Raw genomic sequence first — 26,524 nt, 5'->3', positions numbered from 1 at the left:
ATACGGTGTGGAGGTGTCGCCCGAGTTCATCAGCAGCGTCACCGATGCCGTCATGGCGGAGGTGGGCGCCTGGCAGGCGCGTCCGCTGGAGCCGATGTACCCGGTGGTGTTCTTCGATGCGCTGCGGGTCAAGATCCGCGAGGACGCGGTGGTGCGCAACAAGGCCATCTACCTTGCCCTGGGCGTGCTGCCTGACGGCACGCGCGACATCCTGGGCCTGTGGATCGAGGGCACCGAGGGCGCCAAGTTCTGGATGAAGGTGTTCAACGACCTGAAGACGCGCGGCGTCGCCGACATCCTGATCGCCGTCACCGATGGCCTGAAGGGCATGCCCGAGGCGCTGGCCGCCGTGTTCCCGGCCACGACGCTGCAGACATGCATCGTGCACCTGATCCGCAACAGCCTGGACTACGCGAGCTGGAAGGACCGCAAGGTGCTGGCAGCGGCGATCAAGCCGGTCTACACGGCCGTCAGCGCCGAGGCGGCACTGGCCGCGCTGGATGCCTTCGAGCAGGGCCCGTGGGGACAGAAGTTCCCCACCGTCACGGCGGCCTGGCGCCGCGCCTGGGATCGCGTCATCCCGTTCTTTGCGTTCCCGCCGGCGGTGCGTCGCGTGATCTACACGACCAATGCGATCGAGAGCATCAACGCGCAGCTGCGCAAGATCATCAAGTCCCGCGGGCACTTCCCCAGCGACGACGCAGCGACCAAGTTGATCTGGCTGGCCCTGCGCAACATCACCGCCGACTGGGGCCGCGCCGCTCACAACTGGAAGGAGGCCATGAACCAATTCGCCATCCTCTACGCGGACCGATTCACCAAGCCTGCCGCGTAACATCACCACCGACTTCTCCACTTCGATGGAGAAGTCTCCGAGCGCCTTGAACACAAAAATTCAGACACTCCCGCGATCCAGGGCCGCCTGCCGATCGCGGCCTATCGTGGAGCCCCTCCCGTGTCCGACCGGAACTCCATGAGCGCCCACCTCCATGCCGTCCTCCCCTCCCGTTGATCGCCTGACGAGCGTATCGAAGCGGTCCGGCGCATCGCGCACGAGGTGATCTCGAAGACTTTGAGGCCGTTGTCGCGTAAAACCTTCGTCAAGCGTCGGATTGCTCTCGTTCTGACTGGCCGTGTTCTACCTGCCAACGTGGCTAGCAACGACTGAGCTATGCCTGCCATCTGGTTGTCTGGTGACGAGGAACAACGCAACTGCGGTCGCAACCAGATCAACTGGTCTGCGTTTGGTTGTCTGTCGATCGGATCTACCTCCGGGCCTTCAGCAAAGAAGTTCGCCGCAAGCTCAACAGCGCGGCGGCCGTGTTGTCAAGACGTCTGCTTGAGGGGAACCTGTGCTTCTGCGACACTCCTACGGTCGTGCGCAAGACAACTGGGCCTGCACCAGCTTCGCTCTTTCTGTTCGATCTCACGGTTCGCCCGAGCCTAGACTCCGCCGACAGCATTTCACCTAGCGACAGAGGCGGCAATCGCTCGGCCCCCAATGATTGGGAGCTCGAAGATCAGTCAAGAACGCGCGCTGAGGTGGGCACGGGCAGTATCGCTGCCGCGTACGGGCTACGGGACTGCCTCTCGCCTGCCCTTGAACTTCCGCGAGCCACGTGATATTCAATGTGAGACAGGTCGTCGCGCGCGGCCGGCTGTAGCAACTTTCAGTGCCGCCGCAGCCTTCACGCCGGCGCGTTCACATAACCGCCCATCACGGCCGATGCCATCACGTCCCGACAGCGCCGCTCGACTTCGTTCCGATCTTCCCGCCGGAAGGACACCCATTCTTGATCGCGCCCACGCGACCCAGATCGCGCATCAAGTTGAGACTGGCAACGTGCTCGCCAAAGGCGGGTCACTGCAGGGTTGCGGACTGGCTGTTCGTGAATCGCAAGACCTTCAATGGTGACAACCTGCAGCAGCAAGCTCGCGACTACGCCACCGCTTCCAGCACGCGGCATCGCGGGGTCGACATTGACTCGCAGTGCCGCCAGCTCACCGACGACTGGGAACAAGGCTTGGAACGCGCTCGAATGGTCTACGAGGCACACTGCGCGACGATCCAGGCCTACTGGACCGAGACCCCCGTGGGACCAGACATGACACAGGCAATCGTCGAACCTGTTGTGGGGCGCGGGGCCGTCGCACTGCAGGGCTGGCTGGCCGCCGCGCAGATGTCGCGGGCCCCCTCTTCAGACGCGTGCGGCGTGGCGGCAAGCTCGGGGAGCCGCTGTCGCCGGCCGCCGTGCGCGACATCGTCAAGAAGCGCTGCGGCCTGGCGGGCATCGACGAAGGCTTCTCCGCCCACACGCTGCGCTCGGGATTCGTGACCGAGACCGGCCGTCGATAGATCCCGCTCGGTGAGACGATGGGAATGACCGGGCATCGGTCGACAGCCTCGCTGGTTGGATATTTCCGGCACGCCGTGATCGATAGCGCGGCGAGTCGAATTCTCGACTCAAGAGACAAATCCTGAGCCAACGGGACGTCTTCGGACCACCTGGTGTTTGCGTGCCATGCATTGCGCTTGCCGCCGAGGCGGCAATAACGTATTGGACGGAGCGGCGCGCGAGGTCTTTTCCGATCTGCGCGAGGCGGTTGGCGACGATCCACCGACTACGCGTGAAGCCAAGGCCATGCTCGACAGGGCGCTAGAGGCCATCGTTTCATCCCCTCTTTTGAGGAAGCGTGTCGGGTTTGAGCTGCGGGTTGCGTTTTTACCATCGAGGCGCAAATGGACGCGCCGTCGGAGCAAGACGATGGAACGCACCGCACTGCCCGTGCATGCCGGGGAGGGCCTCCCATGGCATGGCAATCGCTGATCCAGTCGCTGGATACCAAGGCCAAGGTCGTGGCTGGGCCGATCCTGCGGCGCGTGTCCCCAAAAGCTGCGACTGTCTGGCTGGCACTGCGCGTCGGTGCCACCGTGACCATCACTGTTGTCGACCAGCAGGGTGGAGTGGTGATGCAGGGGCAGCGACGCAGCGTCGCAATCGGGCGCCATCTGCACCTGGTGGCGGTGACTGCCCGCCTCGTCACGTCACACCCCGATGCGATCCCCGGCGTGAATTACCAGTACACGCTGAATTTCGTGTTCGACGATGGCGAGACCTGCGACTTGGCCAAGGCCACGAAGAACGCACGGCTTGCCTATGCGGATCAGGGGTTGCACAACCCCAGCTTCGCACTGCCACCTGCGAAGCTGAGCCAGTTGCGGATCTACCAGGGGTCGTGCCGCAAGGCCAGTGGAGCAGGCAACGACATGCTGCCCCTCCTGGACACGCATCTCGCTGTGCTCGCCGGCAACCCGCTGCTGCGGCCCCATCAACTGCTTCTGACGGGCGACCAGATCTATGCCGACGACGTCGCCTCCAGCATGTTGACGATGCTGGGCGACGCGTCGGATGTGCTGCTCGGCTGGAAGGAGGTCTTGCCGAGGGCAGGAGGCAAGACCGTCAAGCCCTCGGAAGTCGCACCTTACCGGCGCGGCACCTACTTGACAGAGGCTGGGTTCACGTCGGAAGACAGGGAAACGCACTTGATGTCCTTGGGCGAGTACCTGTGCATGTACTTGTTCGCATGGTCGCCCGAGTTGTGGTTTCCGGACGCCGTGCCGCTCTGGCCGCAGATCTACGCGGACGCCCTTGCAAATACCGAAGGGCGCACGATGCTGCGACTGATGCCCAAGCTGCGCCACTTCCAGGATGGCGCCGTGGCCGACATCGCGCGGATCGGGAAGTTTCGCAGTGGCCTGGAAAAGGTTCGTTGCGCCCTGGCGAACGTCCCAACGTACATGATCTTCGACGATCACGAGATCACGGACGACTGGAACATGGACATGGTGTTCTGCAACGGCGTCTACGGGAATCCACTGGGTCGCCGCATGGTCCAGAACGGCCTGCTGGCCTATGCGCTTTGCCAACATTGGGGCAACAAGCCGGAAGACTTCGAAGGCACGGCCGCCGGCGCAAAGTTGCTCGCACTGGTCGACACTCCGAACCCTGCGCAGCCACAGTCGTATGTCGACAAGGCATCGAAGTACGACGACGCCTCTGCCACGCTGAGTTCCCTGCTGGGCGTGCCGCAGGGCCGCCTGGACGCCACGCGGGCACTGTCCCACGGCTCGAACGCACTGACCTACGACTACTTTGTCGAAGGCCCGGCGCACCTGGTGATCTTTGCGGACACGCGTACCTGGCGCGCCTTTCCCCGGGCCAGCGACGGCACGCATCTGCTGCCGCCTGCGGAACTGCTGCGCCAGATCGGCAACGCGCCGTCACCGGGCGAGCGCCTGATGATGGTGGTACTGACCACGAACGCGCCGCCGGTCCAGCCGATCAGGGCCGCCTCGCGCCACGATCGGCTCACCAACATCCTGCAGGACCATCCGGACTTGTACGAGGCCTGGGACCTGCCTTCGGAGTCCTTCGACCGCCTCCTGACCACGCTCACGAGCAAGCTCCCCGCCCGCGACGGACTGAGCCACAAGGGTGCCGTGCTCCTGTTGTCGGGCGACGTGCACATGAGCTTTGCGAGTCGCCTCGTGTATCGCGCGACCCGTCGCTTTGGGGACGCAGGCAGCGGGCAGTCGACAGCCGCGGTGATCGCGCAACTCGTCGCGAGTTCGTTGAAGAAGCAGACCGACGACACGGTCGGCTTCCACACGGAGGGCTATTTCCACTCGCCGCATGCCGAACTGACCCAACTGATGATTCGCCACGCCCTGACCGAAGGCTACGTCGGCTGGAATCCGTCGTCGTGGCCGGCCGGCACCGTGGTGGGCAACGACCCCTTGTTCGGGGCGCTCAGGGTCGAGCGGCGGACCCTCGACGTGTCGCAGGCCGAAGCCGTCGATGGGCAGCCCGTCAGCGCTTTGGTAACCCTGGCGCAGCCCCCCGACTATCGATACCGGCTGGACTATCTTCTGCCGACAGGTGAAGCGGGCACGACACGGCCCGTGCTGCCATTCGTTCCGCCCCTGCCAACGGCCGCGGCGACACCTGCCGAGCGCGCGAAGGTCGCCAAGGCCTACGAGACTGCGTTGTCCAGCTGGATGATCGCGAGCTACGCCAAGGCGCAGATCGTCGTCGGGCTGAACAACCTCGGCGAACTTACCTTCGCGGGCGAAACCCCGGCCGAACTCAAGGCCCTCCACCGGCTGCACTGGACCCAGCCGAATCCCGCCTTGCCGCGCTCGACCCTCTACACGGTCCGGCTCGACGTCAACGCACCCAATGATCCCGAATTCCCGGACATCCGATCGAGGAACGGACTATGAGCGACTCATTGCTGGAAACTCTCGGCGACGACATCGGTGACCTCGTTCAGCCCCTCCTGGAGACGGCCCTCGACGAGGGCAAGATCGACCGCCTGCTCGCTTCGGTGGGCGCCATCGTGCCCGACGCGCAACGCCAAGTGCTGGCCGACGCGATGACGGCGGTAATCGGCCTGTACGCGCAGGTTCAGGATCTCAAGGGTTCGACCGATCTGTCGTTCGATAACGCCGGCAAGCTGCTGAAGCTCGCGCAACAGACCTGGGCGACGCTCCGTGCCATGGACCAATTGGGCGCCCAGTCTCCCTCCTTGGCAGGCGTGGGCAACGACCTGCTGCAGAAGCTGGTCGGCAGCCACCTGATCGTGAACCATCCGGTGGCGCGCAGCTTGGCCGTGCTGACGACGCTGATCGTCCCTGGCGAGGAGTTGCCGCTGCGCCCGCCGGTGATTCAGGATGGCGAGGTCGTGCGCGCCGCAAGCCGCGTTGACCGGCTGCAATTCGACCGCCTCGTGCCGCTTCTGCAGAACCCGCTCGCCGTGCTGCGGGCCGAATACGCACGCCCCCTGCTCACGCAGGCCGATGCCGGAGCAGCAGCGCTCAAGCTGTTCCCGAGGCTGCTGATGCTGCTGCGCTCGCTGGGCGTCAGTTGCCGACTCGGCACCTGCTCGGACGAAGGCGACATCTTGGGCGATGCGGCGACCTACGTGAAGGACGCCCTGCTGATCCATGTCGACGACACGCTGCGCGGTGCCGCTGCCGAGGCCGGCTTGGCGCTCACGCTGTCCAGTGCCGAGGCCGGCGACCTGGGCCTTGTCATCCACCCCTTCGACCAGCTCAACAGCACGCGCCAGGTCGGCGGCTGGACCATTGACCTCGCGTTGAACGCCGGCGCCGATGCGCTGGCCTGGGGCCCGCACGGCCTCACCCTGCCGCCCGATGCGGCCAGCTCCGGCGTGCAGGCCAGTGTCACCGCCACCCTGCCCCCTCTTGTCGACGGCCCGGCTTATTTGATCGGTCCGGCGGACGGCTCGCGGCTCGAGGTCGGCGGGGCAAAGCTGAAACTCGCGGCTGACCTGTCGGCTGCGAAACAGTCGCTCGCGCTGTCGGCCGACGTCTCCAAGTCGTCCCTCGTGATCGCCTCCGGCGACCAGGACGGCTTCATCGCGAGCCTGCTGCCTTCCGACGGCCTGCGCGCCGACTTCGACCTCGGCCTGGGTTGGTCCACTGATGGCGGCCTGTCGCTGCGCGGTGCCGCCGGCATGGATGCCTCGCTGCCGGTCGGCCTGTCGGCGGGTGGCATTGCGCTGAGCGCGATCGACCTGGGTTTGCATGCGCACGATGGTCGCGTCGAGGCCAGCATTTCGACCCGCCTGGGCGCCTCGCTGGGCCCGATCCAGGCCACGGTAAAAGGCCTGGGCCTGACAGGCGCCCTCACCTTCCCATCCACCGGCGGCAACCTGGGCGTGGCCGATCTCGCGCTCGACTTCAAGCCACCGGACGGCGTGGGCCTGTCCATCGACGCCCACGGCCTGATCGCCGGCGGCGGCTTCCTGGCGCACGACAGCGCGAGTGGTACCTACTCCGGCGCCCTGCAGCTGACTCTGCACGACCAGCTTACCGTCAGCGCCTATGGCCTGATCGGCACCCGCATGCCGGACGGCCGGCCCGGCTACTCGTTGCTGGTGTTCATAACGGCCGAGGGCTTCCGCCCGGTGCCGCTCGGCTTCGGCATCATGCTGCAGCGCATCGGCGGCATGCTCGGTATCCAGCACACCTTCGACGAGCGCGCGCTGCGCGCCGCGATGGCCGCAGGCACCCTGCCCGCGCTGCTGTTCCCGCGCGACCCGGTCGCCAATGCACCGGCGCTGCTGCAGGCCCTCTCAGCCGCCTTCCCGGTGAACCGCGGCAGCATCGTGTTCGGCCTGCTGGCCCGCCTCAGCTGGTTCACCCCGACCCTGGTGCAGGCCGACCTGGCCCTGGTGCTCGAGCTGGGTGCACGCACCCGCCTGCTGACCTTCGGGCGCGTCAGCGCGCTGCTGCCGGCGGCCGACGACGACCTGATCCGCCTGAACCTGGACGCGATCGGCATCCTGGATTTCGACAGCAAGACCATCGAACTCGATGCCCGGCTGATCGACTCGCGGCTGGTGCACCAGTTTCCGGTCACCGGCTCGGCCGCCCTGCGCGCTGCCTGGCCCGACGCCGGAACGGGGGCGCATTTCGTGCTCGCGGTCGGCGGCCTGAACCCGCATTTCGCACCGCCCGCAGGCTTTCCACTGCTCGAGCGCGTGGCCGTGGCGCTGTCTTCCGGCAAGAACCCGCGCCTGGTCTGCGATGCCTACTTCGCCATCACCGCCAACACCGTGCAGTTCGGCGCGCGCGCCTCGCTGTATGCCGAAGCCGCGGGCTTCAGCGTCAGCGGCGACCTGGGCTTCGATGCGCTGGTCACGCTGGTGCCGCCGCACTTCATCGTCGACTTCCACGCGGCCGTGCAGCTTAAGTTCCACTCGCACAACCTGTTCAAGGTGTCGCTGGACGGCACACTCGAAGGGCCGCTGCCGCTGCGCATCGCGGCACGCGCGAAGTTCGAGATCCTCTGGTTCAGCTTCTCGGTGCACTTCGAGTTCACGCTGGCCGGCGGCGATGCCCTGCGCAAGCCGCCTGCGTCGATCTCGCTGGTCGACGAGCTGACGCGCGCACTGTCCGATGCGGCCAACTGGCGCACGCTGCGGGCCGATGGCGCGAGCCACGGTGTCGCGCTGCGCAGCCAGCCCTCCGGCACCGGGCTGGTGCTGGACCCGCTGGGTCAGTTGTCGGTGCAGCAGCAGCTGGTGCCACTGAACACCCACCGCGACATCGACACCTACGGCGGCCTCGCCGTCGCCGGGCCGCGCCGCTTCCGACTCGATGCGCGGCTGGACGACACGCCGGCCACGCGCCAGCAGGCGGCCTTCGCCCCGGCGCGCTACTTCACGATGTCGGACGACGAGAAGCTGGCCGCCCCGTCCTTCGAGGCCATGGACGCAGGCCTCGTGATCGGCGAGGCCAAGCCGATGTTCGGCCCCGTCGTGCCGGCGCCGCTCGAATACGAGTCCATCGTGCTGGGCGAGCGCGCGGCGGCCGTCGACGCAGCCCCGGCACCCACCCGGCACACGATGTCGTTGGACGAGTTGACGGCGCACCGCGACACCGGCGCCGCGGCGCGCGCAGTGCTGCGCCGCACCGGCAAGGCCCGTTTCCGCAACGAGAAAGCCTCGCCCGCCGCCACGCTGGTTGCACCGCGCTGGCAGATCGTCAACGCGGCTGACACGGCGCCGCGCCTGTCGCCTGCGCTGGCCACGCCGGCATCGTGGAGCGACCAGCGGGCCACGCTGGACCAGCTGAACCGCGGCGGCGCGCAGTGGCTCCTGGTGCCCAGCCACGAGTTGGCGGCGCACTAGCCCCTCCCCTTCCAGAACACCTTCCACAAGGCGCCTCACATGTCGAATGCAAGCCTGAGTTTCCTGCCCTGGGTCCGCCAGGGCGCGGCCTCCGCCATCACCGTCGACGACACGCTCTCGGCCAAACAGAGCGCGGTCGCCACCATCAAGCCTACGCTCACGCTGAACGATGCACCGGTCCCAGGCATCGCCGTGCGCCTGCGCGGCCCGGCCGACGTGACCGGCATCGACGAGAACCAAGTGGTGCGCACCGACCCGCGGCCCGCCACTACCGACTTCGAGCCGAACTGCTTCGCGTCCATCGAGTTCGACCGGCCGGATTTCCCATGGCTGTTCACGCCTGCACGGGCCAACGCCGACGCGCGGTTGCGGCCCTGGCTGAGCCTGGTCGTCGTGCGCAAGCAGCCGGGCGTGACGCTGGGCGCCGCCTCCGTGGCCGGCGCCACCGCAACCTCCAACCTACCGGCGCTGCAGATCGCGTTGCCGGCCGTGCCGGCGGCCGAGCTGCCGGACCTGAAAGATGGCTGGGCCTGGGCGCATGCGCAGGTGGCAGCCGACGACACGGCGACCGAAACCGTCCGCACGGTGCTGGCCGGTTCGCCGGCGCTGTCGTTGTCGCGTCTGGTCTGCCCGCGCCTGCTGGCGGCGGACACCGCTTACCTCGCCTGCGTGGTGCCAAGCTTCGAGCTGGGCCGTCGCGCCGGCCTGGGCCTGCCGGTCAGCGAGGCCGACCTGGTGTCGGCCACCGCGATGGCGCCGGCCTGGTCGCTCACGCCCGCGGCACCGGCCCAGGTCACGCTGCCGGTTTACCACCACTGGGAGTTCCGCACCGGACGCGGCGGCGATTTCGAATCGCTCGCGCGGCTGCTCAAGCCCGGGACACCCGGCACCCTAGGACGCCGCACGATCGACATCAGCCACTCGGGCTTCCCGGTGGCTGCCGGCAGCACCCAGGTCATGGAGGGCGCGCTGCTGCCCGTCACGCCGGCCTCCGCGCCGCACCCAGGCCCGCAGGGGGATGGGCCGGACTTGGCCGTGCGCACGGCGCTGGCCGGCATCGTCAACCAGCCCGGCCTGACCGAGATGCTTGTACCCGGCAGCGACCCGCTGCTGGCCCCGCCTCTCTACGGCCGCTGGCATGCCGGTCGCAAGACGGTGTCGACCGACGCCATCAGCTGGATCGACCAGCTCAACCTCGACCCGCGCTGGCGCATCGCCGCCGCCTGCGGCACACGCGTGGTGCAGCAGTACCAGGAGGAGCTGATGGCCTCGGCCTGGGAGCAGGCGGCCCAGGTGCAGGCCGTCAACCAGCGCCTGAGGCAGATGGCGATGAGCCTGGCAGTCGGCGAACGCCTGCATGCCCGGCACTTCGCGCCGCTGGACGAGGAGGCCATCCTGCGCGTGACGGCGCCCGCCTTTCCCCGTCTGCGGCACGCCAACGGGCACTCGCTGCTGGTGACACAGGCTGCGTCGCGGCTGCCGGTGGCGGCCACCCGCTCGGCGATGCGGCGCATCGGCCGCCTGCGCGGCCCGCTCACGCAGCGCCTGCGTGCCAAGAACTTCCAGCGCTGGTCCATGCCGACCTGGGTCACAGCGCTGAACGGCGTGGGGACGCGGCCGGCGGGTGTGGCGGCGCTGGCGGCGTCGGCGACGTCGCCGACATCGGCGGCGGCCCTGGTCGACCCGGGGGCTCCGATCCCGGCGCCGATGGATTTCGCCGTGCTTCCGCCGCTGCCCGTCGCACAGCTGCCAGCCGATTCGTTCTTCGGCGCCTTCCTCGTGGCGCCCGAGAAGGCACCGGTCACGATGCCCGGGCCGCCTGTGCCGAAGCACGCCACCGAGCTAGCGGGCTACTTCCGCGCGGCGGCGCTGGAGCACATCCCGCGCATCGACTACGCCCGCCCGCCGGCGCCCCCCGCGCCGCCGGTGCTGGAGCCGGTGAAGTCGCAGGTGATCGAGCAGACGCGTCCAGGACCGGCCTTGCGTGCGCTAGCTCAGGCCCTCGTGGCTACCGGCGACGGCGTGCTCGCCCCCACCGCGCCCGGCGTGCCGGTCACCGGGCTCGAGCCGGTGATGGCTGCGCCGCATTTCCCGCAGCCGATGGTCGAGGCCCTGCACGAGCTGGGCGACCAGCTGCTGCTGCCAGGGCTGGACCAGGTCGGTGCCAATTCGGTGCTCGGCCTGCGCACCAACCGCCGATTCATCGAGGCCTACCTGGTCGGGCTCAACCACGAGATGGGCCGCGAGCTGCTGTGGCGCGGTTTCCCCACCGACCAACGCGGCACCTGCTTCGACCACTTCTGGGGGCACGGCGTGCCCAATGTCGCGCCGGCCGACATCGAACCGGTGCACACCTGGGGCACGCGCACGCTGGGCGACCCGGCCGCCGCGCCTAAGGGCGACGAGTTCGTGATGTTGATGCGCAGCGACCTGCTGCAGCGCTACCCGAACGCGGCGATATCGATGGTGCCGGCCAAGCGCCCCGGCACGCCTGGCGCCCCGGGACCGGACCTGGGCGGCTCGCCGGAACTGCCTCCGATCTTCAGCGGAAGCTTGCCGCCGGACGTCAGCTTCTTCGGCTTCGAGGTGCCGGTGGAAAAAGCCATCGGCAAGGACGGCGGGCCGGGCTGGTACGTCGTGATCCGCGAGCACCCGACCGAGCCCCGCTTCGGGCTGGACGCGGGGGTGTCACTTGGCACGGCAACCCACCTGGCGATCGGCGCGCAGCCGCCCGCCGGCGTGCCGCTGAACGGACACGCCTGGGGCCGCAATGCGGCCGAGATGGCAGCCATCGTGCGACGGCTGCCGGTGCGCATCGCCCTGCTCGCCTCACGGCTGGTTGCGACCTCCTGACGCCCCGTCAACCCAAGGAAAGAATCCCATGAAAGACAATCTCTTCGACAGCAGCCTCGCCCCTCCGGTCCCGGCGGCGTCCGACGCCACGCCCTCGGGCACGCCGTCGCCGGTGCTGTGCCCATCCGACGCGCCCCTGGTACTGCTGCCCGTGCGCCTGGAGACCCGCTTCTTCGACACGCCCGCCGGCGGCACCGAACTGCGCGTGCGCATCTACCCCGACAGGATCCACCTCGACAGCCACGAGCCGGGCCTGACCACCGACGAGCGCACCTGGGGCCGCCAGTACTGGGAAGCCGACTGGGCCGCCGCCAGCGACACCGCCGCCCGCTCGAACGCCTGGCGCACGCTCGCGGGCCGCTTCGGTGCCGCGCGCGCCGCATGGATCGCCCGCCGGCTGCGGCCCGCCAACCTCGCGCTGCGGCCCGCGAACCCCGTCCCCGCGGGGCAGGCCGCGCCGGTCGCGCCCGTGTTCCCGGAACTGCCCCCGGTCGAAGCCGGCGGCGAGAGCGCTTGGCGCCACGCACCGCAGGCACGGCTGCTACCCGACCGCTGGACGGCGGTGGTGCATGTCGGCGGCAAGGTGGCGGTGACGGTCACCGGGCAGGCCATTGCCAGCCCGCTCAACGTTGGCCCCCGGCCCGATGCCCCTGCGCTGGACGCAGCAACCGAGGCGGCGGTGCGGGCGGGGGAACAGTTGGCCCTCGACCCGGGCATGACGTGGATGGTCGACTTCGAGGCCGCCGAGCGTGCCGGCATGGCCTTGCGCATCCCCGTGCCGGCCGGCCCCTTAGACAGCCTGGTGGTGTTCGGAGTGCGCGCTTCGGCCGATCCGGCCACCGCGAGCACGGCACTGGCAGACTTGCTGGACGCCCACCACTACACCGACGGCCTGGCCTTCTTGCGCTTCGGCACGCCTACCAACAACAGCGACGACGCGCGCGCGGGCTACGACTCCCGCGACCCGGGCCACCTCGACAGCTTCGGCCGCGAAGTGCTGGCCGATCCGCTGAACGCCCCCAACGCGGCCCGCACCGGCGCTGCGCTCGGACTGCCCGCGGGCCGCATCGCCGAGACGCTGGGACGCCTCGCGCAGGCCGCGCAGGATCACGCGGGCGACCAGCACAGCATGAACACCGCACTATGGCCGGTGAGCTGGGGCTACTTCCTCGGCAACATGCTCGGCAGCGAGGCCGGCCTGGACCCGGCCGCGGTGGACTGGGCGCGCGGCCATTTCCGATCGCACGTGCGCTGCGGCGGGCCCTTGCCCGCGCTGCGTGCCGGCATGCAGCCCTACGGCATCCTGCCGGTGAGCTCGCTTCAGGGCTGGACGCCCTCGGCCGGCGACCCGGATACCGCGCGCCTGGTCTGGCTCAAGGAGATGCTGGCCAAGCTGCGAGAACGCGTCTGGCGCCCGGCCCTGCCGCAGGTGGCTCGCATCGGCCGGCGCCAGGCGCCCAACGGCCCCGATCCCGATGCCGACCTCGCCGACGTGATGCGCAGCGACGGCGTGTCGCACGCCCAGGTGGCGCGCAGCGCCATGGGCCGCCACGCGGTCGAACACCTCTACGCGCTGAACGCCCAGCCCTTCGGCAGCATCGCCGCCGGCCAGGAGAACCAGGCGAGCAAGCTGCTGCGCCTGCTGGACGTGCCGGCGCTGCCCCCGCGACTCGCGCGCGTCTTCATGGCGGCCCAAGGCTGGCCGGTGACCGCGCCGCTGGTGCAACCCGGCGAGGTCTCGCCCTCTGACCAGCTGTCGCCCGACTTCATCGGCGACCTGCTGGCGCTCAAGAGCATCGATGCCCTGCTCGCCTCGCGACCGGATCCGCTGGCCGCTGGTCGTGGCACCTCGCTGTTGCAAGCGCTGCTGCGGCACGCGCTGCTGCGCGAGCTGGCGCAGGCCGGGGCCCGCATCGTCGCCACGCTCCCGGCACAGAACCTGGCCACGCTGCTGCGCGACGCCGAGCTGGTCGACCTGGTGGACCTGCCGCCTGTCAATTTTGTGATCCAGCCAACGCCGCAAACGCTCCACTGGCGCCGGCAGCTTGCGATGAAGGTTCCCGCGATCACCGGCACCCAGACCGTGCGCGCCTTCCTCGAAGGGCTGGACGGCTTCGAGCGGCCGGAGCTGGCCTCGCTCGACGAGTTCCGCGCCGCCCTCACCCACCTGCGCAGCCTGGACAGCCAACTGCTGGGCCTGCTGATGCAGGGCACCCTGGACCTGGCCGCGCACCGGCTCGATGCCTGGGTCACGTCGTTCGCCACGCGACGGCTCGACACGATGACCGCGGGCAACGCCGCCGGCGCCCGCGTCGGCGCCTATGGATGGGTCGAGAACCTGCGGCGCGCCACCCCGGCTGACGAGGTGCCGGCCGGCGCCCGCCCGCCGCAGGAGGCTGCTCCGCTGTATGCGCCGGTGCAGGACAGCGGCTTCATCCACGCGCCCTCGCTGACTCACGCCACGGCCGCCGCGGTGCTGCGCAATGCCCATCTCGGACCGAGTGGCATCCCGCAGGCCGACGGCCCCTTCGCGATCGACCTCTCGTCGGCCCGGGTGCGCGAGGCCGCACGGCTGCTGGACGGGGTGCGGCAGGGTCAGCCGCTGGGCGCGCTTCTCGGCTATCGGCTCGAGCGGCGACTGCACGAGCTGCAGCTCGACCGCTTCATCGCGCCGGCGCGTAGCGTGGCGCCGCTTGCCGTGCGGGCTCGCGAGGACGAGCCGCATCCGGTCGAATCGATTGCGGCGAACAACGTGGTCGACGGCTTGGCGCTGTTGCGTCGCTGGGACGCGCCCCAGGACACGGCGCGCACCGAGGTGCTGCGGGGCGCGTCCGCGGCCGAGAGTGCGCGCGTCGAGGCCGAGGTGAACGCCCTGCGCGACACGCTGGACGCGCTGAGCGACGCGTTGACCGCCGAGGCTGCCTACCAGATGGCACGCGGCAACACCTCGCGCATGGCAAGCACGCTGTCGGCCATCGCGCAGGGCGAGGCCCCGCCGCCGGAACTTGAAGTCGCGCGCATGCCGCGCACCGGCACCTCGCTGACGCACCGGCTGGTGACGCTGATGAGCGGTGGCCCGCAGCCCGGCCCAGGCTGGGCTGCGTGGAACTCGTCGGTGCTGTCCAACAGCGAACGCATGCTGAACGCCTGGGCCACCCGGCTGCTGGGCGATCCGCGCAAGGCGCGCTGCACCGTCGAGCGCCTCGATCCAGCGACCGGCACCGTCGTGCAGACCCTGGCCTTCGCACTGAGCGAGTTGCCGCTGACCGCGCTGGATTTCCTCTACGGACTGGACGCCGCCGGCGAGGCCCAGCCCGGCCCCTGCCACATCGAGCAGCGGGTCCTGTACCAAGCCCAGCGCCGCACCGGTGGTTTCGGAGCGATCGAATCGTCGAACTTGCGGCTGCAGCACGCACGCCCCGGCGACCTGGCGGCCGGCGAGACCACGCTGTTCGACCTGGTCGAACAAGGCCGCGCCTTGCGCCACCTGCTGGAGCAGGCCCGTGGGCTGCGCCCGGACGACCTCGCGCCCCCGGGCCGTGCCTCGCTCGGCCAGATGGACTTGGCCGACCTCGAGGCGCGCGTGCTGCGTGGCGAGAACGGCCTGAACGCGATGCACAAGCAGTTGCTGGCGCGCGTGGCCAAGGCCGCGGCCAGCCCACCCACCGCCACGGCCGAGGACCTGCGCTCCGGCATGCTGGCCCTCGGCCTGTATGGCGTGGGCGCGGCGGTGCCCTCGGTGGCGATGGGCGACTCGCCCGAGATCCTGGCCTTGCTGGCTCGACAGTCCGCCGCGTTGCTGCAGGCCAGCGGGCCGCGCGTCGACCAGACCCTGGTGCTGCGCGCCCAGCCGGTGGCCAGCGAACCGCGGGCCCGCTGCGAGCAATTGCTGGAGCGCGGCCGGGTCGCCTTCGGGCCGCACTTCGTGATGTTGCCGGGCTTCAGCTGCGAGGCGGGCGAAGCGGCCGAACTCAAGCGCGCGCTGGCCGGCAGCACCGCGCAGCAAGGCGGCGACGCACTGGCCGCACACGGCTGGTTCATGCGCAGCACCCGGGTGCGCGAGGCCGCGGCGCGCCTGGGCGGCTGCCTGCGCACGTCCGAGGTGCTGGCGGCTGGCGAGCGCCTCGCGCTGACGGTGGCCCAGCTGCCCTTCGATGCCACTGAGCGCTGGGTCGGCCTGCCGGTGCTGCCCGGCACCGAAATGGCGCACAGCAAGCTGTCGCTGGTTGTGCAGTCGTCGCAGGCTCTGGACCCGGCACTTCCGATGGCCGGCCTTCTGGTGGACGAGTGGGTCGAGGTGGTGCCCAGTCGTGAGGAGACCACCGCGCTCACCTTTCAGTTCGATGCGCCGAACGCGATGGCGCCGCAGAACCTGCTGGTGGCCGTGCCGCCGACGCCGGGGCAACCCTGGACGGCAGAAGGACTGCGCCAGGTGCTGATGGAAACGCTGGATCTCGCCAAGCTGCGCGCCGTCGATGGCAGCCTGCTGGGCGCCGCGGCGCAGTACCTGCCGGCCACCTACCTGCCCTTCAACCCGGCCGATGACGTTGTCTCCACCGACTTCCGTGCTTTGACCGCCTGAGCCTTCGAAGGAACACCATGTCCGGACTTTTCATCTTCATCAATCCCCTTCCAAGCGGCAGTACCGTGAGCCGCAGCCTGCAAATCTCGGGCTCGGTCAGCGGCGCGGGAAGCGGCAGCGTGCGCGGAGTTTGGCTGCAGTTTGGCGACGGCGGTCCGATCCAACAGGTGCACCCCGGCGCACGCAAGGTCGCTCAGCTGAACTGGAGTTGGTCGGGGCCGATTCCCAACGCCATCAGGCCCGGGCAGCGCTTCAACTTGATTGTCAGTTCGCAAGGCAGCATCACCGTCCCCAAGTTCCCGAAAGACCCCGAGCCGGACATCCAGAACGTGGACGGCGAGGTCGTGCTCGACCTTACCCTCGAGCACGTGGTGCCGGTGCTGAGCGTCACGCCCTTCCAGTCGCCGCAGGCCGTTCCCAACGCCCAGTTGCCCTTGAGCTTCAGGCTCGCCGGCACCCTCACCGAAGGCCAGGGCCAGGCGCCCTATGGCGTGCCGAAGCTGACGTACAGGATCGGCGCTACGGCAGAGGTCACGCTGTCCGTCAGCAATGGCACATGGGGTGTCGACCTCTCGTTGCCGCCCGGCGAGTATCCGATCACCGTGACGGCCAGTGATGCGTTCGCCTCGGTGGACACCTTCAGCCAGACGCTGAAGGTGCTGGCCTTCCCGACGCCGCCTCCGGTGGATCGGCCGGGCCGGGTGACGCCCTCCGGCATGCCCAGCACGGCCTCCATCACCAGCTGGACCCGGCTGGAGCCGCAATGCAGCGCGGCCGACGTGGGCAGCAGCGCCAACGCGCGCCTGTTCGACCCGCTGTGGCTGATGACGCGCCAGTGGCAGATGGGCGAGTTCCAGGGCGAGGACAGCGGCTCGCCGGTGCAGGCCCGGGTGCGCGCCACGCAGGCGGCGATCACGCGCTGCCACTTCGGCGAGCTGTCGGTGCAGAAGGCGGCGGGCATGGCCTACGATCCGGCGACGGCGCCGCTGGAGACGCTGGTCGAGCGCCGACGCATGCGCCCGACCAGTCCCACGGACGACCGCATGCTGACCCTGGCCGCGGAGGCCGGGCTGCACTTCCTGCGCATGCTGGACGCCGACGCCACGGCGCGGAAATACCGCCCGGCCTTTCTTGCCGCATCGCTGATGCAGATGCCGGCCGCGCTGGCCGAAGGCAGCGATGCCGCCGCCCGGCTGCTGCGCTCGCTCGCAGGGCGGGCGCCGGACGCGCGCCGACTGGTCACGATGTTCCGGCCCACGGGCGGCAATTCGGGAAGCTACGTGCCCGACCCGGCCCTGAAGGTTGCGGCCGCCGACCTGCCCGCGGTGCAGCGCGTGGTGGCCGCCTGGCTGGCCTGGTACGACAGCCTGTTCGCCGAGCCCGCCGCACCGGCCGACGACGCCTGGGTGCCGGATCGCCTGGAGTACGCCGTCTCGGTGGGGGGGCGATTCTCGCCGGCCGAGTCGGACGGGCTCACGCTGTCGGCCAGCGAGTTCGACGGCGGTCGGCTCGACTGGAGCAGTTTCGACCTCAACCAGCGCTTCAGCCTGGACACCAGTGCCAGCCCGGCGGCCAGCGCGATGAGCCGCGTCATGATTCCGGCACCGGTGGTGCCGCGCGGTGCACCCGCGGCGCGCTTCTGGGAGATGGAGGACGCACGGCTCGCCTATGGCCTGCTGCCGGCTGGCGCCACCGACCTCGCACACCTGATGCTGATCGAGTACGCGAGCAGCTACGGCAACGACTGGTACGTGCTGCCGCTCACGCTGCCGGTGGGCAGCCTCACGCGTGTCGATTCGCTGGTCGTCACCGACACCTTCGGCGTGCGCAGCCTGCTGCGTCCGATCGGCGACCCGGCGCTGCCAGCACCGCGCTTCTCGATGTGGCAGCAATCCGCCCTTCGCCCTGCTGGCGAGGCGGCCAGGCCGCCGCGGCCCAACACCTTCTTCCTGCCACCAGTTGTCGGCCGCAGCATGGAAGGCGCTGCGCTGGAAGATGTACTTTTCATGCGCGACGAGATGGCCAACATCGCGTGGGGCATCGAGCGCCGGCTGGAGAGCGCGGTGGAGACTTCGCTGCCGCCGGCTCGACCGCCGACAGCGCCCATGACCGATGCCGCCGCAGGCAGCGCCGGCCTACCCACCTACCGACTCGCGAGCAGCGTGCCGCCGCACTGGATTCCGTTGCTGCCGGTGCAGATCCAGTTGCCGCCCGTGCCGGGCACAGTGCCGGTACGCGTGTCCCGCCTGAAGCGCGGCGCGGTGTTGCAGGCCGATGGCAGCCGGCACGTCCACCCTGCCCACAGCGAAGCCTTGAAGTCCGCCGACACGCTGCTGCTGTACGACGAGGAGGTGCCTCGCGAAGGTACCCACGTGACGCGGCAGCGCCGCATGACGCGCTGGATTGACGGCTCGACATGGGTGTGGACGGCCTTGCGCAACCAGGTCGGCTCGGGCGAGGGCTCGTCGGCGCTGCGCTTCGACACGCTGGGAATTGGCGATTGATTCAACGCCCGCTGGACACGTCGGCCAACGTCAACGACATCAATGTGGTCCGCGGGTTGCTGCACGGCCACGAGGAGAACGCGTTCGGGGACGCGGGCTACCAGGGTGTTCATATTGTTCGGCTATGACACGATACCCACTCGATGATCAATCGGGACAGCCCGTACCCTCTGTGGAGAGGTGGCGGGCAACACCGTCTTAGGGGAAGTACCGTCGCGTGTACCAACACTGCTCGACCACCGGTTTTCCCCTGTCTAGAACCTATGAGCAACGCCTCCCAGATAGGCGGTCGTGGGCGCCACGGCACTGGTCCAAGGCATCCGAACGCCAGAGCAAACACCACCGCGCTCGCAAGCGCTCCGAGCGTCAGACTGCTCTCGCCGACGGGCTCTTCGGCTAGTCGTGATCGACCGCTACCGGATCGGCCGGAGTCGAGGCGTCCACGCTCACGGTCACCCCGCCCACCTTCTCCTCATCGTCCAGGAAATAGCCGTTGCGACCGCGACGCTTGGCTTCGTAGAGCGCTGCGTCCGCGCGGCGCAGCAGGGCCGCATCGTCTCCCTCGCCCGGGATGCAGAGGGTCACGCCTATGCTGGCAGTCACCTCGACGGACTGCCCCCCCAGCTCAATGGGTTGGCGCAACGTCTCGACCATCTTGCCGGCCAACATGCGGGCATCCGCCGCATCGCGCAGACCCTCCAGGATGATCGTGAACTCGTCACCCGCCAGCCGTGCCACGGTATCGGATTCGCGCACTGCGGCCTGCATCCGGATCGCGAAGACCTTCAGTAGCTTGTCGCCGGCCTCGTGCCCGAGCGTGTCGTTGATGTCCTTGAAGCGGTCGACGTCCAGGAACAGCAACGCCATCGGCCCACCGCGGTTCGCCCGCGCCATCGCCTGCTGCAGCCGGTCGTGGAACAAGGCCCGGTTCGGTAAACCGGTCAGCGTATCGAACTCCGCCAGGCGGCGCAGTCTGCTCTCGGCGATCTTGCGGTCGTTGACGTCGGCGTAGGTACCAGCCAGGCGCAGAGCGCGGCCCGAGGCATCCCGTTGCACCACGCGCCCCTGGGCGCGCACCCACACCCAGCCGCCGTTGTTGCGCCGCTGGCGAAACTCGGCGCTGTAGAGCTCGGTGGCGCCGGTCAACGCGTCCTTCAGCCTGGAGATCAGCCCGGGCAAGTCTTCGGGGTGGACAAAGCGCTGCTGCTCGACGGCGGGGGTAGTGGTCTCGATCGCCGGATCACCGCGCATGGCGGCAGCCTGGGCGCTGTGGAAGATATCGCCGCTGACCAAGTCCCAGTCGAAGAGCGCCAGGCTGGAACCCTCGAGCGCCAAGCTCAGCCGTTCCTCGTTGCGGGCATTTTGCTGTTCGGCCTGTTTGCGCTCGGTGATGTCGAGGTGGGTGCCGATGATCCGGATGGCCTCGCCCTTGGAGCCGCGCTCCACAATCATGGCGCGCGTGGACAGCCAGATGTGGTGTCCGTCGCTGTGCCGCATGCGGTGCTCGCAACGGTAGCTCTCGGCCTGGCCTTTCAAGTGCGGGAGGATGGCGGCAGCAACCATCGCGCGGTCGTCCGGGTGGATCAGCTCGCGCCATGCGACTCCCTGGGGCAGATATTCGTCGGCGTCATAGCCGAGCATCGTTCGCTCGCGCGTGTTGACCGTGAAACGGTCGCTGGGCACGTGGAGATCCCACAGCCCAAGATCGGCACCGCGCAACGCGAGTTCGACCCGCTCGGTGCCGAGCTGGCGCTCGCGTGCAACGGCGGCGTCAACGGCTTCCAACAGGCTGCGGCGGCGCTGGCTCAACCACAGCGCGAGGTCCGACACGAGAACCAGGCCGGCCAAAAGCAGGCTCATCTGCCAGGCACGCGAGCGCCAGGGTCCGTAGATGGCTCCGACTTCGCGGCTGACCGAAACCACCAGCGGCCGGCTGAGGCGAAGTCTGCGCTGGTCGAGGTTGCGCATCGCATACATGCGCTCGTCTCCGCTGGCCATCGACCAGCCCTGGGCCAACGAGGTCAGCTCGCCCGAGCGCTGGTGCCGGCTGAAGATGGTGGTGGAAGTCGACAGGTCCCGGCCCAACGTAGCAGCATCGGTCGGCAGGTCGAGGAAGACTTTGCCGTCCCCGTGGACCAAGGTGGTACGCATGTCGGGTGCATACAGTACCGAGCCCAGCACGACACTGAAGTAGCCTGGATCCAGTGTGGCAGTGACGACGCCGACGAAGCGCCCCTGCTCGTTGAGGACAGCCCGGCTGAGCACGATGACGTAGGTGCCGAGGGAGGTCGTGAATGGAGGCGAGACATAGAGCGACGCAGGGTCGTTGCCGCGGCGCGGCGCCTCAAAGTACTCGCGCTGGTGGAAGTTCTTGCCGACCAGTCCCTCGCGGGTCGATGCGACGATGGTGCCTTCGGCATCGAGCACCAGCATCGAACTGATACCGGGCATCGCGCTGGTCAGCAGCTGCAGTTTCGCCGTCAGAGGTGCCTCGTCGAACACGACGTCGAACCCGCGCAAGTCCGCCCCGAGACCGGTGAGGGCGTTGCCCGCGCCTTCGAGCTGGCGGATCAGGTTCTCGTCGACCACCCGCGCCTGCGTCCGCAGCCGCTCGCCTTCCAGCGCTTCGACCGTGGCGTGTTCGCGATATAAGGCTACGCCCAGCAGCGCCGCCATGACGAGGTGCATGGCGGCCAACGCAAGCCACTCGGTGCGGAATCGTCGGGATAGACGGGGCATGGGGCGTCGGCGGATGGGCGTGATTGGGTTGCAACAAGACACCGCACCCGTCTGGGACTAGGCCGTGCCACGTCCGTGAGGGTATGGGCCGCGAGGCGTAGCTATCCGTGGAAGAGGCAGCCGATGCCCCTTCAGATCCGGGCTTCTGCGGCCGGCGATCACGGGTTCTTATGCCTGGCCAACACAGTGCCGCACCCGCAGTCACCCCTTCGGTCGCCAACCGATCCCGGACAACGGCAGTGCAGCGGTTGCGGTCGGTCGCTTCGAGCTATCGACCGGCCAGTTACTGCCTCAATGCGGACGCTGCAGCGCTCCCGAGGTAGCCGAACGATCGGCCAAACGACGCGGCACCTACGGACGCTCGTCAACGCGCCGTGCCGCCAGCGGATCGGGTGGGTTGAACGTCCGCTGTGCGCCTGCGCGACCTGGCACTATCGACCCGAAGCGGAAGTTGGCTGAGGCTGCGCAAGCCTCGAGAAAGCGGCCGTTCAAGGTTTGACGTGAGTGGTGGGCCTGGCTTACCTGGCGACGTTCTCTCAATAGAAGTGTTAGGCTGCTCTTTCACGAGAGGGTTACAGCAAACCGTTCCATTTCCTGGAATAGCTCCCACGTTCCGCCATAGCCTAGAAATGCAATGGGCAGAGGCTGATTCGCCAAGCCTGCTTCGATAGTTCGATTGTTCCAAGTGATGGGCAACTTCTTCATGTCGTGAGGCGTGAAGCGGAAATGGAAATCGTGAGATATGCAGTTTCTGATCATGCGAGCGAACTGGTACCACGACTGAGATCTAAATACCCCATCTTGTTTGGATTTTTCGGCGTAGTCTCGAACGATCTCGAATGATTCTTTCAAGAGAGCGCGAAGAAGCATAGTTAGGAACTCTTTCATCGCGTCTTGACGGGTGGCTTCTGAACTCAGCAGAGAGCCAACCTGATCAAACTTCACCGTATAGCTTCCAAAGGAGGCCTGACTCTTGTGGAGATGGTCTAATGATGACGGCTCAGCAAAAAGAGACATCGCGGCCAGTCCAAGAACGTAGTTGTTCTGGGCATTGGTTAACTGGCCGAGGAGTTCTTGTTTAGCAAGCATCGTGATTGCGCCTAGAGCAGGCCTAACGTTTGAGCTAACCGGCCCGCAGCGGCAGAACGCCGCAAGGCCAGAATGAAATGAGGGCAGAAATTGGCGGCATGCCGCCGCGGGTCTGGTTGAGCGATAGGTTAGGCAACTTCGTATCCAGACGCCTTCAAGTCCTTGATCACGCTGTATGCCACCTCTTCGATACTTCGTTCATATTGCTCATAGGTCATTCCGCTAACATCGCTCGGCAGAGTTACGTTTCGCGTGCCGAAGGCAGTCCGCTGGCATGATTGGCTAGACCTTGCCATGCTTCTGCTACTCCGGCTTTACGGTTGTAAGGCGGAAGCCGACGAAAGTTGCGCGACGCGAGTACTTCAGGTGCTGAGTGACCTGAACTCGGAGTTCCATGAGGATCGTAGTCAACGCCTGAAGCAAACGCTCTCTCCCACCGGCCGGCGGAGGCCGTTGGTCCACCGCATAGGCATGTAGCTTACCGACTAGCGACTTTATGTCGGGACTTTCAAGCGAAAGTCCTTCCCAATCGTGCGCAAAGGCGTTCCGAACACGGCGCGCAATTTCCAGGTCTTCGTACTGTTCCTTAGTAAGAAGACCGATGGTGAAAGCACCTTTGATGCGAGTTGACAACGTTCCAAGAGGAGCATTGAACCCTTCGACCAGTTCTTTGGCTTGCTTGCTCTCGCGAAGGTAGACAAGGAGGAGGCGACCCAAAGTATCTTCAGCGAATGCTGCCAGCGAGAGCACCATGGCACGATCGTCCTGCTTTCGGATGAGTGACTGGAATCGGTTCAGGCTGTCCATGTCTGGATCGCCTGAGAGATACAGCTCAGGTTCCTGATGCGACTCTGGTTGTTCTTCTTCAGTCATAGGAAACGGTGCGGAACCGGTTGGCGGTGCGATCTAACGTGTTGTAGGGTACCCGGTCATGGCGACATTAGGCGGCCCATCCTGAAGCAGTCATCCACGAAAGGCAACTCCTGGCCGAACTGAGACACAAACTCGACCGCATGCTCACGCGTGCGGGGTGATTCGCCGGGCGACTTCACGCCAAGAGTCGGCGATCTTGTTCGCGAACTGTGGTTCCATGCCGATCATTGGCAACATGAAGACCGCACCGGATTCGTCAAACGCTAGCAACTCTCCGCCGCCGTCGGTTCCGAAGCCAAGGAAGCCGGGGGCGTAAGTCGCGACCTGCAGGTCTCTATTACCCGCCTCGATTTCGTCTGGGTTCCAGAGCGCAACGTAGCCGGGCATTCCTTCGGTGAATCCTTCAACTACGCCCGCCTCTTTGAAGTAGGCGATGTAGTCGTTTGGTAGATCGATTCGCATGCCCACAGCGTACTCGAAACCGGACACTCGTGACCGGCTGCTCCTGGCCGAGGCTGTGTGAGAACTTCGCAATAGGCACCGCTCCATCAGCGAGGCGACCCGTTGGAAGGCGGCATCGCCCCCACAGTGTCATGACGCCGCCGGAAGGCCCTCAAGCAGGCCCTTGAGCGGCCTAAGCGAGCCCATTGAAGGCAAAAAGGGGCTCACGCCCCCATCGAGCTGACCGCCTTCATCGTCTTGGCCATGCCCAGGATGCGCAGCACGCGCTTCAGGTTGTAGGCGAGCACCTGCAGGCTCATCTCGGTGCCGACGTTGCGCAGCCTGCGCGTCAGGAGGTGCGTCGAACCCATCCAGTGCTTGAGCGTGCCGAAGACGTGTTCGACCGTGCATCGGCGCAGCGTCATGGCCTCGGGTTGCTGGTCGAGTCGCCGCTGCATGGCATCGAGCACCGCCTCGTGCTCCCACCGCGAGATCCGCCTGTAGTCGCTGGGCGTGCACTGCGTCTTCATCGGGCACTGCGGGCATGCGCTGCTCCAGTAGCGCCGGATCTGCTGGCCGTTCTCTTCTCGCGTAAAGCGGTGGATCGCGCGCTGGCCCGCCGGGCATTGGTACTCGTCGTCCTTGGCGATGTAGATGAAGTCGCGCTTGTCGAAGCGGCCTTCGGCTTTCGCGTTCGAGGTCAGCGGCTTCGGCACGAACGGCACGATGCCCGCGTCGGCGCACCCCTTGATCTGCGGCGCGTTGAAGTAGCCGCGATCGGCGTAGGCGCGCAGCTTCGGCTTGCCCATGGCTTCGCGCGCCGCCGTCGCCATCTTCGTGAGCTGCGCCCGATCGTTGCCGATGTTGGTCACCTCGTGCGCCACGATCAGGTGGTGCTTGGTATCCACGGCAACTTGCACGTTGTAGCCCACCACGCCGGTGCCCTTGGCCTGCGACATCATCGAGCGCGAGTCCGGGTCGGTCAGCGAGAGCTGCGGCTCAGGCTGGCGCGCCAGGCGCTCCTGCAGTCGATCCATGCGCCGCATCTGCTCGCGCAGCGTCTTGACCTTGTCCTTGAGCCTGTCGGTCTTGGCGACGAACTCGCCAGGCTGCGTCCGGTCGGCCGAGTCCAAGGCGTCCAGGTAGCGCTGGATGCTCTCCTCGATCTGCTTCTTGCGGGCCTCGATCTTGGCCGGCGTGAAGTTGCGGTCACGGCTGTTGACCGCCTTGAACTTGCTGCCGTCGATCGCCACGGCGGCCTGCGAGAACAGCTTCAGCTCGCGGCACAGCTCGACGAAGCGGCGGCACACCGCGCGGATGCCCTTGCCGTTGTCGCGCCTGAAGTCGGCGATGGTCTTGAAGTCCGGTGCCAGTCGACCCGTCAGCCACATCAGCTCGACGTTGCGTTGGCACTCCCGCTCCAGTCGCCGGCTCGACTGCACACGGTTGAGGTAGCCGTAGATGTAGATCCTCAGCAGCACCGCCGGGTCATACGAGGGGCGGCCTGTTGCCGCCGGCGTCGTGCCCTCGAACCCCATCGATGCAAGATCCAGTTCCTCGACGAACGCGTCGACCACGCGAACCGCGTTGTCCTCGGCAATGAACTCATCCAGCGACTCAGGCAGCAACGTCACCTGATGCCGATCCTGCCCTTCAACGAACCTGCGCATATCGACTCCTTCTCGATATGCCTTCAAACTCTACGCAGAAGCGGCCGAACGCGGATCGGGGTTTTCACACAGCCTCGGCCGACAGTGTATGTTCGCCGCCTCGCTCGCGACCAGTCTGTCGCGGGCCGTTCCGTCTCGCTGGGCGACCGCTTGCAGGGCGACGGTCGAAGGGGCACAGTCGGCCAGTAGCTGCCGATGGAGAATGTCCGCTTCAAGGAAGCGAGATCAGCAAATGACGCTGTACGTTCTTTCGGCTGGGCCGACGAGGTGGGATCATTGGGGCGACTACGCGGACATTCTCATTCACGGGATGAGCGCGCACCTCCCTCGGCGGGATGGACTTCTCCAGCTTGAGCGTGCGGGTCCATACGCTCCACCAATCAGTTTCCCGGGCGTTGCGGACATTGTGTTGACCGACCATGCGAAGCAGCTCGTCGCGTCGACGCTGGGTGGCGTCTCGTTTCGCCCAGTAGTGCTCGCGAAGTGCGTGCGCATCAACTGGACGGAGTGGGATGCAGACCAGGACGAGCCCGCCGCGTATCCTGATAGCGGCGAGCCGGAGGACTACATCCTCTCCCGACCTCACAACGCCGGGTTGGCAACAGCGTTGGGATCCATTTGGGAGCTTGTTCCAGATGTTGATAAAGCGATTCAGGGCCGACAAGGCAGGCTGCGAGAGGGTGCCTATCAAGGCCAGCACTTGGTTCGGGCTGCGCTGTCCGGAGGCTACAACTTTGTCTCGACGCAACTGCGGGATGCTCTCCTAGAAGCAGCTCCAGGCTTCTTGTCGGCCTCCGCAGCCGTTGTCGAGCGAGACTCTTGATGTAGGCGTCGTCAGCACTGAAGGACCGAAGCCGGCCACTTCCTGTCGCTAGTGGACTACTGCTGTCGGGCGAGCGATATGGCCTCGGAGCACGCAGACTTCACATTGGCTTCGCGATATCGATTCAAGCTCTGCGGATGACTCCTCAACAGCTTCCCTCTGTTCTCGGTCGTGTCTTGGCAGTGGCGGCTACGGCTCTCTGCGGCGCATCGATCTTGGGCTGCAGCGG

The 26,524-nt window shown here is 67.4% G+C and carries 12 protein-coding genes; 7 read left to right on the top strand and 5 right to left on the bottom strand.

Annotation, left to right across the window (positions count from 1 at the left end; all coding sequences use genetic code 11):
- The 6 genes from BUE42_RS17820 to BUE42_RS17795 all read left to right on the top strand — a co-directional run.
- Positions 1–835, top strand: an 835-nt coding sequence (locus BUE42_RS17820; protein WP_073466611.1) for an IS256 family transposase, incomplete at its 5' end; no start/stop codon positions are given.
- Positions 836–2,809: 1,974 nt separating this feature from the next.
- Complete coding sequence (locus BUE42_RS17815; protein ID WP_073466604.1) at positions 2,810–5,284, top strand: metallophosphoesterase family protein; 2,475 nt, start codon at positions 2,810–2,812, stop codon at positions 5,282–5,284.
- Positions 5,281–8,721: a DUF6603 domain-containing protein gene (locus tag BUE42_RS17810; protein ID WP_073466603.1), complete on the top strand. Its 3,441-nt coding sequence runs from the start codon at positions 5,281–5,283 to the stop codon at positions 8,719–8,721. Before BUE42_RS17815 ends, BUE42_RS17810 begins: the two co-directional genes overlap by 4 nt.
- 39 nt (positions 8,722–8,760) lie before the next feature.
- Complete coding sequence (locus BUE42_RS17805; RefSeq protein ID WP_073466602.1) at positions 8,761–11,574, top strand: hypothetical protein; 2,814 nt, start codon at positions 8,761–8,763, stop codon at positions 11,572–11,574.
- A 28-nt stretch (positions 11,575–11,602) separates the two neighbouring features.
- The gene (locus tag BUE42_RS17800) at positions 11,603–16,156 is read left to right on the top strand and encodes a hypothetical protein (RefSeq protein ID WP_073466601.1); all 4,554 of its coding nucleotides are present in this window, start codon (positions 11,603–11,605) and stop codon (positions 16,154–16,156) included.
- Between the two features lie 17 nt (positions 16,157–16,173).
- Positions 16,174–18,660 (top strand): Ig domain-containing protein, encoded by a 2,487-nt coding sequence (locus BUE42_RS17795; protein ID WP_143171577.1) that lies wholly within the window; start codon positions 16,174–16,176, stop codon positions 18,658–18,660.
- 396 nt (positions 18,661–19,056) lie between these two features.
- Here the strand turns inward: BUE42_RS17795 and BUE42_RS17790 are convergent, their stop codons facing one another.
- The 5 genes from BUE42_RS17790 to BUE42_RS17775 all read right to left on the bottom strand — a co-directional run bounded on the left by BUE42_RS17790 (position 19,057) and on the right by BUE42_RS17775 (position 25,472).
- Positions 19,057–21,348: a diguanylate cyclase domain-containing protein gene (locus BUE42_RS17790; protein ID WP_159445448.1), complete on the bottom strand. Its 2,292-nt coding sequence runs from the start codon at positions 21,346–21,348 to the stop codon at positions 19,057–19,059.
- 612 nt (positions 21,349–21,960) lie between these two features.
- Positions 21,961–22,488: a hypothetical protein gene (locus BUE42_RS32285; RefSeq protein WP_143171576.1), complete on the bottom strand. Its 528-nt coding sequence runs from the start codon at positions 22,486–22,488 to the stop codon at positions 21,961–21,963.
- Between the two features lie 303 nt (positions 22,489–22,791).
- On the bottom strand, positions 22,792–23,361 hold the full coding sequence (locus BUE42_RS17785) for an MltR family transcriptional regulator (protein ID WP_083614230.1): 570 nt from the start codon (positions 23,359–23,361) through the stop codon (positions 22,792–22,794).
- 144 nt (positions 23,362–23,505) lie between these two features.
- Complete coding sequence (locus tag BUE42_RS17780; protein WP_073466597.1) at positions 23,506–23,823, bottom strand: SMI1/KNR4 family protein; 318 nt, start codon at positions 23,821–23,823, stop codon at positions 23,506–23,508.
- A 203-nt stretch (positions 23,824–24,026) separates the two neighbouring features.
- Positions 24,027–25,472, bottom strand: coding sequence for an IS1182 family transposase (locus BUE42_RS17775; RefSeq protein WP_073466596.1), 1,446 nt, complete (start codon positions 25,470–25,472; stop codon positions 24,027–24,029).
- 232 nt (positions 25,473–25,704) lie between these two features.
- Between BUE42_RS17775 and BUE42_RS17770 the strand changes: the two genes are divergently transcribed.
- Positions 25,705–26,295: a hypothetical protein gene (locus tag BUE42_RS17770; RefSeq protein WP_073466595.1), complete on the top strand. Its 591-nt coding sequence runs from the start codon at positions 25,705–25,707 to the stop codon at positions 26,293–26,295.
- Positions 26,296–26,524 lie beyond the last annotated feature (229 nt).

The organism is Rhizobacter sp. OV335, from assembly GCF_900142965.1.
Taxonomy (GTDB): domain Bacteria; phylum Pseudomonadota; class Gammaproteobacteria; order Burkholderiales; family Burkholderiaceae_C; genus Rhizobacter.
Note: the sequence above shows the minus strand (reverse complement) of the source record. Positions and strands in the feature narration are given on the sequence as shown.